Origin of the sequence: Streptomyces sp. NPDC005181, from assembly GCF_040608395.1 — a bacterium.
In the GTDB taxonomy this organism is placed as follows: Bacteria; Actinomycetota; Actinomycetes; order Streptomycetales; family Streptomycetaceae; genus Streptomyces.
Genome location: NZ_JBEXID010000052.1, coordinates 19,611 through 36,604 on the forward strand (window position 1 = coordinate 19,611; position 16,994 = coordinate 36,604).

Sequence of the window (16,994 nt, forward strand, 5' to 3'; positions counted from 1 at the left end):
CCCGGATCACCGACGCAGCGAGGAGCGGGGCGCCCGGAGGCGCCCCGCTCCTCGTCTGTCAGCGCCCCGCGGTCGTCGTCTCATCGGCAGCAATGGCGCGGAGCACGTCCAGCCGTGCCGCACGCCGCGCCGGTCGCCAGCCGGCCAGCGCCCCGGCAGTGATCCCCACCAGGGCGACCACCAGGAGCCGCGCCGGCGGCAGCGCGAAGGCGAACGGGGTGGTGCCCGCTCCCTCTGACGCCTTGACCAGCACCCAGCCGAGAAATCCGCCGAGCAGCAGACCGCCCGCCGTGCCGAACGCGGCGACCAGGACGAACTCCCAGCGGACCATGGCCCGCAACTGGCTCCGGGTCTGTCCGACAGCCCTCAACAGGCCAAGTTCCCTGGTGCGTTCATGGATGGCCAGGGTGAGGGTGTTGGCGATGCCGAGCAGCGCGATCAGTACAGCGAGTGCCAATAGCGCGTAGACCAGTGTGAGCACCATGTCGATGGAGCCGGCCGAGGACTGCGCGTACTCGTCACGGGTCTGGACGTCCGGACTGCCGTACGCCGCAGCGGTCTTCTCGACGGCCGCCTTTCCGTCGGCGGTGGACACCCCGTCTTTGAACGACACGGCGACCAGCATGTCGGAGTCCTGTGCGCGGTGCGGGGCCCATGCCTGTCGGGTGATCACATAGTCACCCGCCAGCTCCGACCGGCCGTAGAGCGCGCGGACCGTGAAGGTCTGCTGCCTGCCGTCGGTGAAGGTGAGCCGCGCGGCGGAGCCGGTGTGCAGACCCCGTTTGGCCGCCTCGGTACCGGATACGGCGATGCCGTTCGCGCCCAGCGCGTTCATCGATCCCTGGACCGTGCCGAGGTCGAAGACCTGGGCGAGCGCGGCCGGGTCGGTGACGGTCAGAGCGCGTCCCGACCCATTCACCTCCGCTACGCCCTTGCCGAGGCCGACCGCGGTAGCCACGTCGGGCAGCCGGTCGGCGGCGGGGGCGAGCCCGGGGCTGAGACCGCTGCCACCGGCGCCGAACACGGGCGCGCTGATGGCGACATCACCGGCGAAGGAGCGGTCGACCGTCTGGTTCGTCGTGGCCTTCAGGGAAGCGCCGAAGACCGTGAAGAGCGAGACGACGGCGACGCCGATCATCAGCGCGGTGGCGGTGGCGGCGGTCCGCTTCGGGCTGCGCAGGGCGTTGCGCCTGGCAAGGCCGCCGGTGACACCGCGCAGCCGGTCGAGCGGGGCGCCGAGGACCCGTACGGCGTACGAGGAGGCGACCGGGCCGAGCACGACGAACGCGGTGAGAGCCAGGACCGCCCCTGCGGCCGGCAGCCACATGGACGGACCGGCCAGGATGCCGGTCACAATCGTGCCGACGGAGGTGAGCAGCAGCACGACGCCGGTGACGGCACGGGGCCGGGAGGCCGCCGAGTCGTCGACGGCGGTCTCGCGAAGGGCCGCGAGCGGTGCGGTGCGTCCCGCACGGAAGGCTGGCAGGAGGGCGGAGCCGAGGCAGACAATGACGCCGACGGCGAGCGGCAGCAGCAGCGAGACCCCGCTGATCACGAGCGCGCCCTCGGGGAACGGGAAGCCGACGGCGGGGAAGAGCGCCTGCAGTCCGGCGGCGATGCCGATGCCCGCTGCCAGTCCCGCGGCGGACGCGGTCACGCCGACGACGGCGGCCTCGACGAGGGTCGAGCCGAGGATCTGCCGACGGGAGGCGCCGAGTGCGCGCAGCAGGGCATTCTCCCTGGTGCGCTGGGCGACGACGATCGCGAACGTGTTGTGGATGGAAAAGGTCGCGACCAGCAGGACGATCCCGGAGAACACCAGCAGGAGTGTGGTGAACAGGCCGAGGAACGCGCCGGAGATCATGTTCTGGTTCTCCGCGGCGGAGGCCTGGCCGGTGATGGCCTCGGTGTCCTTGGGCAGCACCGGAGTCAGCGCGTCCACGAGCTCCTGCTGGCTGGTGCCGGGCCCGGCACGCACCTGGATGCCGGCCGCCTCTCCGGGTTTCGGGGTGAGGTACTTCTCGGCGTCGGCCTGCGTCATCCCGGTGTAGGTGACCTGGCCCATGCCGTCCTCGCCGCCGAAGGTGGCCAGGCCGACGACCGTGACACGTACCGGGTCGGGGGTGCGCAGTACGGTCGTGTCGCCGACCTTCAGCCCGCCCCTGTCGGCGGTGCCGCGGTTGATGACGACCTCGCCGGGCGCGGACGGGGCGCGCCCTTCGGCGAGTTCGTACGGGTTGAGCTTCGGGTCCTGGATCCAGTTGCCCGCAAGGGTGGGCGGGCCCTGGCCGCCGATGGGCTTGCCGTCGGCGCCGATCAGCTGGCCGGCGCCCTGGATGTCGGGTGCCGCGGCGGCGACACCGGGGGTCTGTTCGATCTTCTTCACCAGGGCGGTGCTCACCGGCTGCCGGGTGCCCTCCCCCTCGCCGGACACCGTCACCACGTTGGAGCTGCGGACGACCGCGTCCGTACCGCTCGCGGCGGCGGCGAACATCGTGTCGAAGCTCGCCCGCAGGGTGTCGCCCATGATGAGCGTGCCGGCGAGGAAGGCGACACCGAGCAGAACGGCGGTGAAGGTGCCGGCAAAGCGGCGCTTGTGGGCGCGGAGCGACGAGACGCTGAGGCGCACGGCGGCGCGGGTGCTCGTCATGACGTCACCGCCGTCGTGCCGGGCGTGAGGTCGAAGGCCTTGAGGCGGTCGAGCACGCGCGCCGCGGTGGGATCCGGCATCCGGTCGACGAGGCGTCCGTCGGCGAGGAAGACGACCTCGTCGGCGTGGGCGGCGGCGACCGGGTCGTGGGTGACCATGACGACCGTACGGGCGGTCTGCCGGACCGTGCGGCCGAGGAGCCGCAGCACCTCCTGGCCGGAGCGGGAGTCGAGATTGCCGGTCGGTTCGTCGGCGAAGACGACATCGGGGCTGCCCGCGAAGGCGCGGGCCACGGCGACCCGCTGCTGCTGGCCGCCGGAGAGTTCGCTGGGACGGTGGTGCAGCCGGTCCCGCAGGCCCACGGTGTCGATGAGGGCGTCGATCCACTCCTGGTCGCCGCGCTCGCTGGCGAGGTCCATGGGAAGGGTGATGTTTTCGGCGACCGTGAGGGTCGGGATGAGATTGAAGGCCTGGAAGACGAAGCCGATGCGCTGCCGGCGCAGCAGTGTGAGCCTGCGGTCGTCGAGCGCGCTGAGGTCGGTGTCACCGATGAGGGCGGAGCCGGACGTGAGTGTGTCGAGTCCGGCGGCGCAGTGCATCAGGGTGGACTTTCCGGAGCCGGAGGGCCCCATGATCGCGGTGAAGCGGCCGGCCGGGAAGTCGACGCTCACCCCGTCCAGGGCCCTTACCTCGGTGTCGCCCGTGCCGTAGACCTTCACGGCGTCGACGACGCGGGCGGCGGTGGAGGTGGCGGTGGAGCCGACCGTGGTGGTCATACGGCACCTCCCCGACCGGTACGGCCGAACTGCTCGTCCAGCACGGAGAGCCGCCGCCAGTACTCGTCCTCGTCGATCTCGCCCGCCGCGAAGCGCCGGCCGAGCAGGGTGATGGGCGACTGTTCGCCGCGGGCACCCGGGGCGCCGTGCTCGGTGCGCGGGCCCCGGAGGCCACGTCGGCCGCCGCGCCAGACGGTACGGCGCAGCACGGTGACAACGGTGACGGCGACGGCCGCCCAGATCAGCGGGAAGAGGAGGATCCACGGTCCGGGTCCACCGGAGTACGCCAGGGTGTTCATCTCGGTCAGCTCCCTCGGGATGTGGTGCTGTTGTTCTCGCTGACGAGCCTGGCTCCAGGCGGGGGTCCGAGTCGTCGTACGGCCAGCGGCCGTGGGCGTACCCCCGCGGGAGTACACGGCCCTCGGGCGGCTGCTCCCCCGGGCCGACCAAGATCCCTGGATTCTGTACCTACTAGTATGTACAGTGAGTTTCATGAGCACTCCGGACCGTCTGGTCGAAGCCACCCGGGAGCTCCTGTGGGAGCGCGGCTACGTGGGCACGAGCCCGAAGGCCATCCAGCAGCACGCGGGCGCCGGCCAGGGCAGCATGTACCACCACTTCGCGGGCAAACCCGATCTGGCACTCGCCGCCATCGTCCGCACCGCAACGGAGCTGCGGGCCACCGCCGAACAGGTGCTGGGCGGCCCGGGACCGGCGTATGAACGGATCTCGGCGTACCTCCTGCGCGAGCGCGACGTGCTCCGCGGCTGCCCGGTCGGCCGGCTGACGATGGACCCGGATGTCATCGCCAGCGACAAGCTGCGCGCACCCGTCGACGAGACGATCGGCTGGCTCCGCGGAAGGCTCGGCGAAATCGTCCAGCAGGGCTTGGACCAGGGCGAGTTCGACCGCTCACTGAACCCGGACGAGATCGCGGCGACAGTGGTCGCAACGGTGCAGGGCGGCTATGTGCTGGCCCGCGCCTCGGGATCGACGGCGGCCTTCGACGCGGGCGTCAGGGGCCTGCTCTCGCTGCTCGCCCCACGCACCGGCTCCGCCTGACCTCTCCCAGGCACCCCAGCCGACGTGGCCGAATACCCGGCCCGAGGAGTATGCGATGCATGCCATGCAATACGAGATCACCCTTCCTGCCGACTACGACATGGGGATCATCCGCACCCGCGTCGCCACCAAGGGCCACCTCCTCGACACCTTCCCGGGCCTGGGAATCAAGGCGTACCTGGTACGCGAGCGCGGCGCGCACTCGCCGGTCAATCAGTACACGCCGCTGTACGTGTGGACGGCCCCCGAGGGTATGAACGCATTCCTCTGGGGGCCCGGATTCCAGGGCATCGTCGATGACTTCGGCCGTCCCGAGGTGCAGCACTGGACCGGCCTGTCGTACGCGGAAGGCCCCGCGTCGGCGGCACTCCCCCGCACGGCGACCCGGCACCGCGCGCCGATCCCGGCCCCGGTGGCCCCGGCGGACGCGGCCGAGGCGGCGCTGGAGGAGAGCGGGGCGCTGGCGAAGACCCCCGGCGCGGTCGCCACGGCACTGGCCGTCGACCCCCGCCGCTGGGAGCTGCTCCACTTCACGCTCTGGGACCACGACGCCCCCGAGGCACCCGGCGACCGCTACGAGGTGCTGCATCTATGCATGCCGGAGCGCGAGCAGCTCGGGGAGGGCAAGCAGTGGTAGCCATGGTCCGCACGGTGCTCGGCGACATTCCGGCCGGGGAGCTGGGCGTGCGGGGGTCTTGATCCGGAAACCTACTCGATCAGTGCGTGTGCGCCCGATCGGACTGGGGAGTGGCGCGCGGAGTCGTGGCGGTCCTGCTCGTCGGGGTGGCACTGTCTGTGCCGCCGTACGGATTCTGGCGGAGTTCCACCGGCGGACGGCGTGAATCCGCCCGGCCTGGTCACACGGAAGGTATGACGTCCACTGACGTAACGACAGACAAGTCGGGAAAGCCGGAGCGGACCAGGAAGAAGGACGGGCGGTCCGGCCACCGAATCCGCCGATGGGGGAAGGCCGGCGCTCTCTGCGCTGCCGCCGTCGCCCTGCTGCTTCTGGCGACCAGGCTCAGCCTGCTGCCTGCCCTCGGGGACATCTTCGGCGACGAGACCAAGGACCGCTCAGGTCCGGCCGTGCTCAAGTCGATCCAGGACATGAGCTCGTACGAGGCCGCCTCCGGCAATTTCCAGGTCGTCGTGGACCTGGAGAAGGATGCCAAGTTCCTGCCGGACGTGATCCGCGGGACCCGCACGCTGTACGTCGGCGCGGGCACGGTCGGCGCTTCCGTCGACCTCGGCAAAGTCACCGGGAGCGGCGTCGTCGTCAATGAGGACCGCACCACTGCCGAACTCCGGCTTCCCCACGCGGTACTGGGTAAACCGGCACTGGATCCGGATCGCTCCTACGCCGTCTCCAAACAACGAGGTCTCCTCGACCGGCTCGGGGACTTCTTCTCCGACAACCCCGGAAGTGAGCAGGCGGTCAACAAACTTGCCGCACAACACATCGGTGAGGCAGCAAAGGAGAGCGGTCTGACGCAACGGGCCGAGAAGAACACCACGAGCATGCTCCAGGGTCTGCTCGGCTCGCTCGGCTTCGAAAAGGTCACCGTGCACTACGGCCAGGTATCCCCGTAGTCGAGCGCTGCCCCCGGCACAGCGACCGTTCAGGTCCCGGCCGCCGGCTCCCGACTCCTCGTACGCAACCGACATCGCCCGGCGGCCCGCCGTCCCCGGACCTCACCCGCCGGTTCAGGCCAGTGCGACCAGCGGGTCGTCGAGAACCGGCTGCCAGGCCAGTTCGGCCGCGCCGACCAGACTGTTGTGATCGAGGGTGCACGGCAGGATCGGCACACTGCCGCTGCGTCCCCACAGGCTGCGGTCGGCGACGACGGCACGCAGTCGCTCCGGGTCGGCGCCGAGCAGTGCGCGGTGCAGTCCGCCGAGGATGATGCGGTCCGGGTTGAGGATGTTGACGAGTCCGGCCAGTCCGAGGCCGAGCCGGTCGATCAGTTCCTCGGCCGCGGCCCGTACCGCCGAGTCCTCGCACTCAGTGCGCAGCAGGTCGCTCGCCTGCTTGAGCAGTGACTCCTCGGGGCCCGGTTCGCGACGAGCGGCAGTGAGGAAGGCCAGCGGGTCGGTCTCGACGTCGAGGCAGCCGCGACCGCCGCAGTGGCAGGGGCGCCCCTCGGGGTTCACGGTGAGGTGGCCGACTTCGAGGGCCAGTCCCGAACTGCCGGTGTGCAGACGGCCGTCGAGAACGAGCGCGCCGCCGACACCGCGGTGGCCCGTGGCCACACAGAGCAGATGCTGGGCTCCGCGGCCGGCGCCGTGCCGGTGCTCGGCCAGCGCGGCGAGATTGACGTCGTTACCGGTGAACGCGGGGCCGGGGATGCCCGCTTCACGTACACACGTGGCGAAGATCTCACGAACCTGGGCACCTGCCGGCCAGGCAATGTGCAGTGGGTTGAGTGCGGTGCCCTCCGGTTCGGCCACGGCGGAGGGGACGGCGAGGCCCGCGCCGACGCAGCGCAGTCCGCTGTCGCGCAGCAACCGGGCGCAGGCGTCGACGACTTCGCCCACGACCTGCGCCGGGTCCGACGTGACGGTGACACAGCCGGGATCCGTGGCGACCATCCGGCCGCCGAGCCCCACCAGCGCGGCACGGAACCCGTCGGCATGCACCTGCGCGGCGATGGCGACCGGGCCGGACTCGTGGATCGCCAGCCGGTGCGAGGGGCGGCCCTGCGAACCTGCCGCGGAGCCGGGGCTGGAGTCGACGCGGATGAGACCGAGCGCCTCCAGCTCCGCGGCGACCGCGCCGGCGGTCGCGCGGGTGACGCCGAGCTCGGAGGTGAGCACGGCGCGGGTGGGCGCGCGTCCGGTGTGGACCAGCTCCAGGGCGGGCCCGAGCGCGCTCCGGCCCCTCTCCAACTTCGTCCGGGTGGTGGTCGCCTTGCCGTTCATGGGGGCGAGTCTCCCATGATCCGGAGCGGCTGCGGACGCTGCGGTCGGGCACTCCTGCCCGCTCGCGGCCACGGCGGACGCCGTTTCGGCCCGCGGCGATCGCCCCTCCCGGCCACCGCGATCACCCCTTCCCGTCACTGTCATCGCTCCTCCCGGTCACCGTGATCGCGCATTCCTGCCGTGGCGGCCCTGGCGGTCGGCCATCTTGCATCCGTCGCCCAGAGGCCCCTATGCTCATTTTGTGCCGCAACTAAACAAACTGCGGACGGCCCTACCGGGGGGACCCTGCGGAGACACCGCCCCACCCCCGTCGGCCCGCCTCCGTACCGCGCTGACCGTGTTCTTCGCCCTCGACGGTTTCCTCTTCGCCGGGTGGGTGGTCCGCATCCCGGCCATCAAGCACCAGACCGGCGCCTCCGCATCCACCCTCGGCCTCGCCCTGCTCGGGGTCTCTGCCGGAGCCGTCATCACCATGATGCTCGCCGGCAAACTGTGCAGACGGTTCGGCAGCCACCCCCTGACGGTGGTCTGCGGAGCCCTCCTCTCGCTCGCCATCGCCCTGCCCGCGCAGACGCATTCGGCCCTCGCGCTCGGTCTCGTCCTGCTGGTCTTCGGCGCCGCGTACGGCGCGATGAACGTCGCGATGAACAGCGCCGCGGTCGATCTGGTCGTGGCCCTGCGGCGCCCGGTCATGCCGAGCTTCCATGCCGCGTTCAGCCTCGGCGGCATGCTCGGCGCCGGGCTCGGCGGACTGGTCGCAGGCGGCCTCTCCCCCGCCACACATCTTTTCAGCCTCACCGGGGTCGGGCTGCTGGTCACCGCTGCCGCCGGGCCGGCCCTGCTCCGACACCCGGCTCCCCGGACGGTGACCGCGGCGGACCCCGCGGAGCAGCCGCGCCGGATGGCGGGGCGGGCCCGCAACCTGGTGCTGCTGTTCGGTGTGATCGCCCTGTGCACCGCGTACGGGGAAGGGGCGCTGGCCGACTGGAGCGCGCTCCATCTGACGCAGGACCTGCACGCCCGTCCGGGCGTCGCTGCCGCCGGATACTCACTGTTCGCCCTGGCCATGACCGCGGGCAGACTCACCGGTACCGCCCTGCTCGAACGGCTCGGGCAGACCTGCACGCTCGTCGCGGGCGGTGCCACGGGCGCGGCCGGAATGCTCCTCGGCTCGCTCGCACCGACCACCTGGCTCGCCCTTCTCGGCTTCGCCGTCGCCGGACTCGGCCTGGCGAACATCTTCCCCGTAGCGGTCGGCCGGGCCGGCGAACTGGCGGGCCCGAGCGGAGTGGCCGTCGCGTCGACGATCGGCTACGGCGGAATGCTGCTCGGGCCGCCCGCGATCGGGTTCCTGGCCGACTGGTTCTCGCTGCCAATGGCCCTCACTACGGTGGCGGTGCTCGCCGGCGCTGCGGCAGGCCTGGGGTACGCGGCACGGCATGCGACGGCCCGCGCCTGATCGCCGTACGCACGACAGCCATCCGCGACACACACATCTGCCCGGTCGAGTAGGCGTACTCAGGCAGGACCGGCTCCCCGGCCGCACGATGGAGGCATCGACCAGGCGCTCGCCCTCAGCTGGTTCGTACGGTTGGTGCGCGGCGAGGGGGCGGTCCCGTTCCGCCCATCCCCAGGGCGTCTGAGCCACTGGCACAATCTCTGCCATGGAGACCACGGACCACGTCAAGTCCCTCGTGGACGCAGGACACTTGCTGACTTCCGCGGCACAGCAGGCCGGCCCCGGCGCATCGGTGCCGACATGTCCGGGCTGGCAGGTGCGCAATCTGCTCCGGCACACGGGCATGGTGCACCGCTGGGCGAGCGCATATGTCGCCGAGGGGCACACGACGTACCACGCCGGCGGCGGAGAACCCGATCTGGACGGCGGGGAGTTGCTCGACTGGTTCCGCGAGGGACACGGTCTGCTGGTGAACGCGCTGGAGAGCGCTCCGGCCGACCTGGAGTGCTGGACCTTTCTGCCCGCGCCCTCCCCGCTGGCATTCTGGGCACGGCGGCAGGCCCACGAGACGACGATTCACCGGGTGGACGCCGAGTCCGCGCGTGGCGGCCCGCTCTCGCCGGTGGCGGCCGGGCAGGCGCTGGACGGGATCGATGAGCTGCTGCTCGGCTTCCACGCCCGCCCGAAGAGCAGGGTGCGCACCGATGCACCACGCACACTGCGGGTGCGTGCCACGGACACGGGCGACGCATGGACCGTACAGCTCTCGTCGGAGCCGCCGCAGGCCGTACGCGAGCCGGAGGCCGACACACACCGACCGGGGTCCGTCGACTGCGAATTGAGCGGGACGGCCGAGGGGCTCTATCTGACGCTCTGGAACAGGCTGCCGCTCACCGCGGTCACGGTGACGGGCGATCGGGGACTGGCACGGCTGTGGTGCGAGAACTCCGGCGTCACGTGGTCCTGACAGACGTACGGGAACGACGGCCGGGTGGTCCCCGGCCGCGGCCCGCACCGCACTCAGCCGGTCGCGCCGCCCAGCATCCGGGCGAGCACCGACCGCTGCAAAGGCTTCACCTCGGCATGACGCGCCCGGCCCTTCGCCGTCAGCTCGACCCGGACCCCGCGCCGGTCCTCGCTGCACATCCCGCGGCACACGAGTTCGTCCTTCTCCAGCCGTGCGACCAGGCGTGACAGCGCACTCTGGCTGAGATGGACCCGGGAGGCCAGCTCCTGTACGCGATAGGACGCACCGCCGCCCTCCGACGTACCTTCCGCGAGGACGTCGAGCACCTCGAAATCGCTGGCGCCGAGGCCGTGCCGATGCAGCTCACGATCGAGCTCGCACAACGTCCTGGCGTGCAGCGCAAGGATGTCCCGCCACTCCGCGACGAGCACCCGCTCGGGCTTGTTCGCTGCCATAACCGCACGTTAGCAGAGATGAGGCCGTTTGTTGCATCAGCATTAAATGCACTTGCATTCAATGCATGTGCATGTACCGTCGTCGCCATGACCTCTCCGCTCAACGTCTCCGATTCCCATGAGCGTTGAAGCCCGCGCCTGTGGGGCACCCTGCTCGTGCTCTGCGCCGCGATGTTCCTGGACGCCCTCGACGTCTCCATGGTCGGCGTCGCTCTGCCGTCCATCGCCGACGACCTCGACCTGACCACCTCGACCCTGCAGTGGATCGTGAGCGGGTACATCCTCGGCTACGGCGGACTGCTGCTCCTCGGCGGCCGCGCCGCCGATCTGCTCGGCAGACGCCGGGTCTTCCTGATCGCACTCGCCGTGTTCGCCCTCGCCTCGCTGCTCGGCGGATTCGTCGACTCCGGCCCACTGCTGATCGCCAGCCGCTTCATCAAGGGGCTGAGCGCCGCCTTCACTGCACCGGCCGGGCTCTCGATCATCACCACGACGTTCAAGGAGGGCCCGCAGCGCAACCGCGCGCTGTCCATCTACACCACGTGCGCGGCCACCGGCTTCTCCATGGGCCTGGTGCTGTCCGGTCTGCTCACCCAGCTGTCCTGGCGCTGGACGATGCTGCTGCCCGCCCCCATCGCCCTGATCGCCCTCGTCGCGGGGCTGAGGCTGATCCCTCACAGCGACCGCGAGGACACCCACCGCGGATACGACCTGCCGGGCGCCGTCACCGGCACGGCCTCCATGCTGCTGCTGGTGTTCACCGTCGTCCAGGCCCCGGAGGCCGGCTGGGCCTCCCCCCGGACCCTCCTGTCGTTCCTCGCCGTCGCCGTACTGCTCACCGTCTTCGTCACCATCGAGCGGCGCACCGCCAACCCGCTGGTCCGGCTCGGTGTGCTGCGCTCCGGCAGCCAGGTCAGGGCCCAGCTGGGCGCCGCGGCGTTCTTCGGCAGCTATGTCGGCTTCCAGTTCCTGGTCACCCAGTACATGCAGTCGCTGCTCGGCTGGTCGGCCCTGCAGACCGCGCTGGCCTTTCTCCCCGCGGGTGTGCTGGTCGCCCTGTCGTCGACGAAGATCGGCGATGTGGTCGACCGGTTCGGGACGCCGCGCGTGCTCGCAGCCGGCTTCACCTTCCTCGTCATCGGCTACGCACTCTTCCTCCGGATCAGCCTCACTCCGTCGTACGCGGCGGTCGTGCTGCCCTCGATGCTGCTGCTGGGCGCGGCCTGCGCGCTGACCTTCCCGTCCCTCAACATCCAGGCCACCAACGGGGTCGACGACAACGAGCAGGGCATGGTGTCGGGCCTGCTGAACACCTCGATCCAGGTCGGCGGGGCGATCTTCCTGGCCGTCGTGACCGCGGTGATCACGGCGCACGGCAGCGGAGACGGCTCCCCGCAGGCCGTCCTCGACAGCTACCGGCCGGGCCTGATGGTGGTCACGGTGATCGCGCTCGTCGGGCTGCTGATCACGCTGACCGGGCTGCGCCGCCGAAGGCCCGTTCAGCACTCCGTGCTGGTCGCGTCGTCCGAGGGCGACCGGGCGGCCGCGGAGGCGGCAGCCGCACAGAAGTCGGCCGCACAGAAGGTGGCGGTCCGGGACTGACCGGCCGGTCCGCTGTCCCGATGACCGACCGACAAGGGGGAACGGGGCGGTGGACTGCGAGGCATGCTTGCCCGCAGCCCACCGCCCCTGTGACACTTCGGACATGGGACGACGAAGTCAGGAAGACCGGGACGCGATGACCGTCGAGATCGGCTTCGCCCTGGTCAGTGCGGCTGTTCTGGCCGCGGCCGCGTTCCTCGCCGTGGGCGCGCCCACCGTCTACCTGGATCTGTCGCGCGCGACGGAGCGAGTGGTGTTCCTGATCGGGGCCGTTGTCGCGGCCGTCGTCTTCGTCGCCCGCCTCGTCGATGTGTTGTGGGGATTCCCCCGTCGGGGGAGCCGTCGTCCGGTCGCCACACACCGCCCGCAGGCTCCGTCTCAGCCGAGCCAGCCGGGCCGTACGAGCCCCGACTCATAGGCGAGTACCACGAGTTGAGCCCGGTCGCGGGCACCGAGCTTCACCATGGTGCGACTGACATGGGTCTTGGCCGTGAGCGGGCTGACGACAAGCCGGCGGGCGATCTCCTCGTTGGAGAGGCCGATACCGACCAGCGCCATCACTTCCCTTTCCCGTTCGGTGAGTTCGCTCAGCCCGGTCGCGGCCGCGGGCTCCTTGGAGCGGGCCGCGAACTCGGCGATCAGCCGTCGGGTCACCCCGGGCGAGAGCAGGGCGTCGCCGCCCACCACGGCCCGGACCGCCCGCAGCAGTTCCTCCGGTTCGGTGTCCTTGACCAGAAAGCCGGAGGCCCCCGAGCGGATTGCCTCGAAGACGTACTCGTCGAGCTCGAAGGTGGTGAGCATGACCACCTTGACGTCGGTCAGCTCCGGATCCCCGGTGATGGTGCGGGTCGCGGCGAGGCCGTCGAGATGCGGCATGCGGATGTCCATCAGCACGGTGTCCGGCCGCAGTTCGCGTACCAGACGTACGGCCTCCTCGCCGTCGGCGGCCTCCCCCGCCACCTCGATGTCCGGCTGGGCGTCCAGCAAGGCGCGGAAGCCGGCCCGGACCAACGACTGGTCATCGGCGATCAGTACGCGGATCACGGTGTCTCCTCCGTCGTCTCCTGCACAGTGTCCCCCGTCGTGTCCTGCTTGGTGCCGCGCGTCGCCTCCTCCCTCGCGTCCGGCGCGGTGTCTTCCGGCGACGCCGGGCGCAGGGGAAGCTCGGCCAGTACCCGGAAGCCGCCGTCCGGCCGAGGATCCGCCTCGATCGTGCCGCCCAGGGCAGCGGCCCGCTCCCGCATGCCGGCCAGCCCGTTTCCGCTGCCCCCGGCCTCGCTGCCGGTGGCGGGTCCCTCGTCGTCGATACGGAGCCGGATGCGGTCGGCCCCGTAACCGATCCGGACCCGCGCGCTGCGCGAGCCCGAATGCCGCACCACATTCGTCAGCGCCTCCTGCACGATCCGGAAGGCCGCCAGATCCGTACCGGGCGGGACGGCGTTCCGTGCACCGTCCGTCTCCACCGCGACGGTCAGTCCGGCACTCGCCGCCTGGTCGACCAGCTCGGGCAGCCGGTCGAGACCGGGGGCCGGGGCCCTGGGCGCGTCGCCGGGGGCACGGAGCGTGTCGAGGACCTGGCGGACCTCGCCGAGCGCCTCCTTGCTGGCTGCCTTGATCGTGGTGAGGGCCGTGCGGGCCTGCTCGGGGTCGGAGTCGAGCAGCGCGCGTCCGACGCCCGCCTGGACATTGATGACGGAGATGCTGTGGGCGAGCACGTCATGCAGCTCCCGGGCCATGCGCAGCCGCTCCTCATCGGCCCGCCGCTTCTCCGCGGCGTCCCGCTCGGCCCGCTGCGAGGCCCACTGCTCACGGCGCACGCGCACGAACTCCGCTGCTGCGACGATCGCCACCACCCAGGCGGCAACGCCCAGTTCCTGCCCCCACGGTGCGCCCGAGTCGCCGCTCGGCGGCAGCCAGCGGTAAAGCCAGTGGGCCACCAGCAGATGCCCCACCCACACCATTCCCACAGCCGACCAGGCGGCCCGCCGGTGCCCGGCCACGACGGCGCTGAAGGATCCGACCGCGACGGCCAGGAAGACCGGACCGTACGGATAGCCGGCCCCGAGATAGATCATGGCCGCGGCCGCGGAGACGAACACCGCCAGGACGGGGCGGCGGTGGCGCAGCAGCAGTACGGCGACGGCGACGAAGAGCAGCACCCTGGCGAAGAGGTCCAACGGGGCGCGCTCGCCGAGCTGGCCCCGGGCGGCGACGGACGAGCCGATCATGACGATCGCACCGACCAGAATGGTGGAGGGCCACGGCAGGCGGGCGGTGGACCGCGCCCTCATCCCCGTCAGCCGGCGCGGCAACCCGCCGTGCTCCCACGGTCCGCCGGAGCCCGTGTGAATCCAGGGCCGCCGCTGCGGCGGTCCGCCCTGCACCCGAGGGGGACCGCCGCTTCCGTGTGAGCGCTGCTCTTCCATACCGGCAACGCTAGTCCGCGGGCCATGGCTGCGGCGTCAGCCGGGCGTGGTGATCACGCGTACTCCCGGCGGAGTATGCCGTCGGCGCAGGCTCGCGAGCAGGGCCAGGAGCGTTGCGCTGCGGGCTCAGGCACCGGTGCCCGACTTGCGGTCGACCCGGCCGCCGAGCAGCCCGACGTGTCGCGCCAGTTCGCCGACGGCCTGCCGGAAGAAGGCCTCCCGCGCCTCGACGATCCGGTTGAACTGCCCGAAGACCTCGAAGGAGATCAACCCGAAGAGCTGCGACCACGCGGCCACGAGCGGGGCGACGACCGCCGGGGGGAGATCGGGGGCGAGGTCGGCGGCCATCCGTTCAGCCTCGGGACGCAGCTCGGCGTCGAGCGGCGGCAGGGCGAGACCGTCCGTGCGGTGGGCGTCGCCGACGATCGCGATGAGGACGAGGCCGACGCGGGAGGCGGGGCCGATCGTCGCCTGGGGCGCGGAGTAACCAGGCACCGGCGACCCATAGATCAGACCGTACTCATGGGGGTGGGCGAGGGCCCAGTCGCGTACGGCGCAGGCGACCGCGGTCCAGCGGGCGAGATGGGGGGCGGGGGCGGACGGTCCTGCACAGGACGCGCGGTCGGCGGCCTCTGCGGCCTCGCCCACGGCGTCGTACGCATCCACGATCAAGGCCGTGAGCAGCTCGTCGCGGCTGGGGAAGTAGCGGTAGAGCGCGGACGAGACCATGCCCAGTTCACGGGCGACGGCGCGCAGCGAAAGTCTTGCGGCGCCGTCGGCCGCGAGCTGCCTTCTCGCCTCGTCCTTGATGGCGGCGGTGACTTCGATGCGGGCCCGTTCCCTGGCTCCTCGGATGGCGCTCATGGCGATCAGTCTGCCATGGAGGTGGAGCACCGACCAGCAACAAGAGCAGCGCTCTTGCTTTTGAGCACCAAAGGCGTGCACACTGATCTCAAGCGAGAGCAGTGCTCACACTTTCCGAAAGGGAACTCGATGTCCGTGCACGTTCAGAAGCCCGGCTGGTTCACCGTCAACGTCTTCAACCGCACGGTCGCCTGGATCACCCGGCGCGGCATCAGCGTCTGGGGCTCGCGGGTCCTGGCGGTCCGCGGCCGCAAGAGCGGCGAGTGGCGCCGCACCCCGGTCAACCTCCTGACCGTGGACGGCCGGCAGTACCTCGTCGCGCCCCGCGGCCACGTCCAGTGGACGCACAACATGCGCGCGGCCGGCGGCGGCGAGCTCCACCTCGGCAAGAAGGTCGATGTCTTCACCGCCATGGAGGTTCCCGACGACGAGAAGCCCGAGCTGCTGCGCGCCTACCTCAAGCGCTGGAAGGCGGAGGTCGGCGTCTTCTTCGGCGGCGTCGGCCCGGACTCGTCCGCCGAGGAGCTGCGCCGCATCGCCCCCGACCACCCGATCTTCCGGGTCACGATCGAGGCCTGACGGGCTCGCACCCGACCGGGCCCGGGCCTGCCGTCCCGTGCGGACCCCCGGCCCGCCACTCAGGACCTTCCGGTCCGCCCCCGGCCACCCTCGTCCGCGCACCCGCCTCGCTACGCATACAGGGAGCCAGTGGTTCGTGGATCAGTAGCGGTGGCCGGACCGATGCGGGTCGTCCCAGCGATCAAGACCGGTGACCCCCAGCAGCCGCACCCGGTGAAGCAGGTCCTCGGATACGCCCAGGCCACGGAGCCGGGCGGGAGCATGGTGGACGAGCCAGGCGGTCAGCTCGACGCGCATCTCTTCCTCGTCCTCCCACGCGTGCCAGGGAAGTCGGTCACCAAGCAGGTCGTACTCCCACTCTTCCGCCGCTTCGGCCAGGTGTTGGTCGGCCACGGGGTCAGTCAGTACTTCCCAGGTGCGGAGCCACGGGCTCAACGTGCCCGATGCCTCAGCACACAGTACGAGGACCTCGTACGCCGGTTGGGCGGGATCCGGATCGGTGAGCGTGTGCGCCCACCATGCCTGCAGGAATTCCTTGACTGCCGAAGCCTGCTCCGGAGGCCACTGCTGCCAGTGGCCGCGAGCGAACGAACGCCCGGCCTCCTCCATACGGAAGTGGGACTCGATGAGGCCACTGACGAGGGCTGTGGCGAACTGGGGCAGGATCCGGCGCAGTACGGATGCGTGATCGCGCCAGTCGACGGCCTGCCATGTGCGCTGCAGGAGGTCGGGGTCCAGCTCCGTGTCCGGCACCTTGAGCTGTGCGAGATCTTCAGCGCTGCCCCAGTGGCACTCGCAGTTGTGCTCGTCGGGGCGGGCGATCATCCCGCGGAAGGTGGAGGCCAGGCCGTCCAGCGCTGCATCGAGACGGAGTCGTGCGCTGGGCCGGTCGAGGTTCAGCATGGCGTTCGCCTTCGAGGACTCCGGAGGTTGCGCCGCCCGAAGATCGCTAACCTACCGGGGCGCTGCCATGCCGGCAATCCCCATTCCCGGAGACGCTCGCTCGTCCGGTGGGCGCTGGTGCTGGTAAGGGTGGCTGTTCGTCAGGGGCGGGTTCCCGGGCCAGGAAGGTGCTCGCCCCCGGGCGCCGGCGCACCGACGTCACCGGCAAAGACAGACGGGGCAGCAGATTCGCGAGCACAAAGGGCGCGACCTTGGGGTGGAACGGCAGCCAGGTGGCGGTGGTCAGGAGGGGGGCACCCTCCGCATCCATCCATCGAGTCGGCTCTGGGCGG

General features: G+C 71.1%; 17 protein-coding genes. 8 read left to right on the forward strand and 9 right to left on the reverse strand.

The window, feature by feature from the left end; genetic code table 11:
- Positions 1–58: 58 nt before the first annotated feature.
- From ABZV38_RS27150 to ABZV38_RS27160, 3 genes are read right to left on the reverse strand one after another with little or no spacing between them, the layout of a single operon-like run.
- A complete protein-coding gene (locus ABZV38_RS27150) occupies positions 59–2,650 on the reverse strand; it encodes an FtsX-like permease family protein (RefSeq protein ID WP_356331079.1) in 2,592 nt (863 codons plus the stop codon).
- Positions 2,647–3,426, reverse strand: coding sequence for an ABC transporter ATP-binding protein (locus tag ABZV38_RS27155; RefSeq protein WP_356331080.1), 780 nt, complete (start codon positions 3,424–3,426; stop codon positions 2,647–2,649). The genes ABZV38_RS27150 and ABZV38_RS27155 overlap by 4 nt, the downstream gene beginning before the upstream one ends.
- A complete protein-coding gene (locus ABZV38_RS27160) occupies positions 3,423–3,725 on the reverse strand; it encodes an SHOCT domain-containing protein (protein WP_356331082.1) in 303 nt (100 codons plus the stop codon). The genes ABZV38_RS27155 and ABZV38_RS27160 overlap by 4 nt, the downstream gene beginning before the upstream one ends.
- A gap of 193 nt (positions 3,726–3,918) precedes the next feature.
- Between ABZV38_RS27160 and ABZV38_RS27165 the strand changes: the two genes are divergently transcribed.
- From ABZV38_RS27165 to ABZV38_RS27175, 3 genes are all read left to right on the forward strand, one after another.
- A complete protein-coding gene (locus tag ABZV38_RS27165) occupies positions 3,919–4,488 on the forward strand; it encodes a TetR/AcrR family transcriptional regulator (RefSeq protein WP_356331083.1) in 570 nt (189 codons plus the stop codon).
- Between the two features lie 55 nt (positions 4,489–4,543).
- Positions 4,544–5,125 carry a DUF4865 family protein gene (locus ABZV38_RS27170; RefSeq protein ID WP_356331084.1) on the forward strand — a complete coding sequence of 194 codons (582 nt, stop codon included), beginning with the start codon at positions 4,544–4,546 and terminating at the stop codon, positions 5,123–5,125.
- Between the two features lie 233 nt (positions 5,126–5,358).
- Entirely contained in the window at positions 5,359–6,078 is a 720-nt protein-coding gene (locus ABZV38_RS27175; RefSeq protein WP_356331085.1) for a DUF4230 domain-containing protein, read from the forward strand.
- 114 nt (positions 6,079–6,192) lie between these two features.
- Here ABZV38_RS27175 and ABZV38_RS27180 read toward each other — a convergent pair whose 3' ends face one another.
- Positions 6,193–7,407: an ROK family protein gene (locus ABZV38_RS27180; protein WP_356331086.1), complete on the reverse strand. Its 1,215-nt coding sequence runs from the start codon at positions 7,405–7,407 to the stop codon at positions 6,193–6,195.
- 241 nt (positions 7,408–7,648) lie between these two features.
- Between ABZV38_RS27180 and ABZV38_RS27185 the strand changes: the two genes are divergently transcribed.
- Positions 7,649–8,866 carry an MFS transporter gene (locus ABZV38_RS27185; RefSeq protein ID WP_356331087.1) on the forward strand — a complete coding sequence of 406 codons (1,218 nt, stop codon included), beginning with the start codon at positions 7,649–7,651 and terminating at the stop codon, positions 8,864–8,866.
- 205 nt (positions 8,867–9,071) lie between these two features.
- Positions 9,072–9,833: a maleylpyruvate isomerase family mycothiol-dependent enzyme gene (locus ABZV38_RS27190; protein ID WP_356331088.1), complete on the forward strand. Its 762-nt coding sequence runs from the start codon at positions 9,072–9,074 to the stop codon at positions 9,831–9,833.
- A gap of 53 nt (positions 9,834–9,886) precedes the next feature.
- On the opposite strand, the gene ABZV38_RS27195 is transcribed toward ABZV38_RS27190, so the two are convergent.
- Positions 9,887–10,288 (reverse strand): MarR family transcriptional regulator, encoded by a 402-nt coding sequence (locus ABZV38_RS27195; protein WP_356331089.1) that lies wholly within the window; start codon positions 10,286–10,288, stop codon positions 9,887–9,889.
- A gap of 138 nt (positions 10,289–10,426) precedes the next feature.
- Between ABZV38_RS27195 and ABZV38_RS27200 the strand changes: the two genes are divergently transcribed.
- Entirely contained in the window at positions 10,427–11,890 is a 1,464-nt protein-coding gene (locus tag ABZV38_RS27200; RefSeq protein ID WP_356331107.1) for an MFS transporter, read from the forward strand.
- Positions 11,891–11,993: 103 nt separating this feature from the next.
- A complete protein-coding gene (locus ABZV38_RS27205) occupies positions 11,994–12,308 on the forward strand; it encodes a DUF6332 family protein (RefSeq protein WP_356331090.1) in 315 nt (104 codons plus the stop codon).
- Here ABZV38_RS27205 and ABZV38_RS27210 read toward each other — a convergent pair.
- From ABZV38_RS27210 to ABZV38_RS27220, 3 genes are all read right to left on the reverse strand, one after another.
- Positions 12,269–12,934: a response regulator transcription factor gene (locus tag ABZV38_RS27210; RefSeq protein ID WP_356331091.1), complete on the reverse strand. Its 666-nt coding sequence runs from the start codon at positions 12,932–12,934 to the stop codon at positions 12,269–12,271. The genes ABZV38_RS27205 and ABZV38_RS27210 overlap by 40 nt on opposite strands.
- The gene (locus ABZV38_RS27215) at positions 12,931–14,181 is read right to left on the reverse strand and encodes a sensor histidine kinase (protein ID WP_356331092.1); all 1,251 of its coding nucleotides are present in this window, start codon (positions 14,179–14,181) and stop codon (positions 12,931–12,933) included. The genes ABZV38_RS27210 and ABZV38_RS27215 overlap by 4 nt, the downstream gene beginning before the upstream one ends.
- Before the next feature lie 261 nt (positions 14,182–14,442).
- Entirely contained in the window at positions 14,443–15,180 is a 738-nt protein-coding gene (locus tag ABZV38_RS27220) for a TetR/AcrR family transcriptional regulator (RefSeq protein ID WP_356331093.1), read from the reverse strand.
- 129 nt (positions 15,181–15,309) lie between these two features.
- On the opposite strand from ABZV38_RS27220, the gene ABZV38_RS27225 reads away from it, so the two are divergent.
- Complete coding sequence (locus tag ABZV38_RS27225) at positions 15,310–15,759, forward strand: nitroreductase family deazaflavin-dependent oxidoreductase (protein WP_356331094.1); 450 nt, start codon at positions 15,310–15,312, stop codon at positions 15,757–15,759.
- Between the two features lie 141 nt (positions 15,760–15,900).
- Here the strand turns inward: ABZV38_RS27225 and ABZV38_RS27230 are convergent, their stop codons facing one another.
- Positions 15,901–16,662 (reverse strand): hypothetical protein, encoded by a 762-nt coding sequence (locus ABZV38_RS27230; RefSeq protein WP_356331095.1) that lies wholly within the window; start codon positions 16,660–16,662, stop codon positions 15,901–15,903.
- Positions 16,663–16,994: the final 332 nt, after the last annotated feature.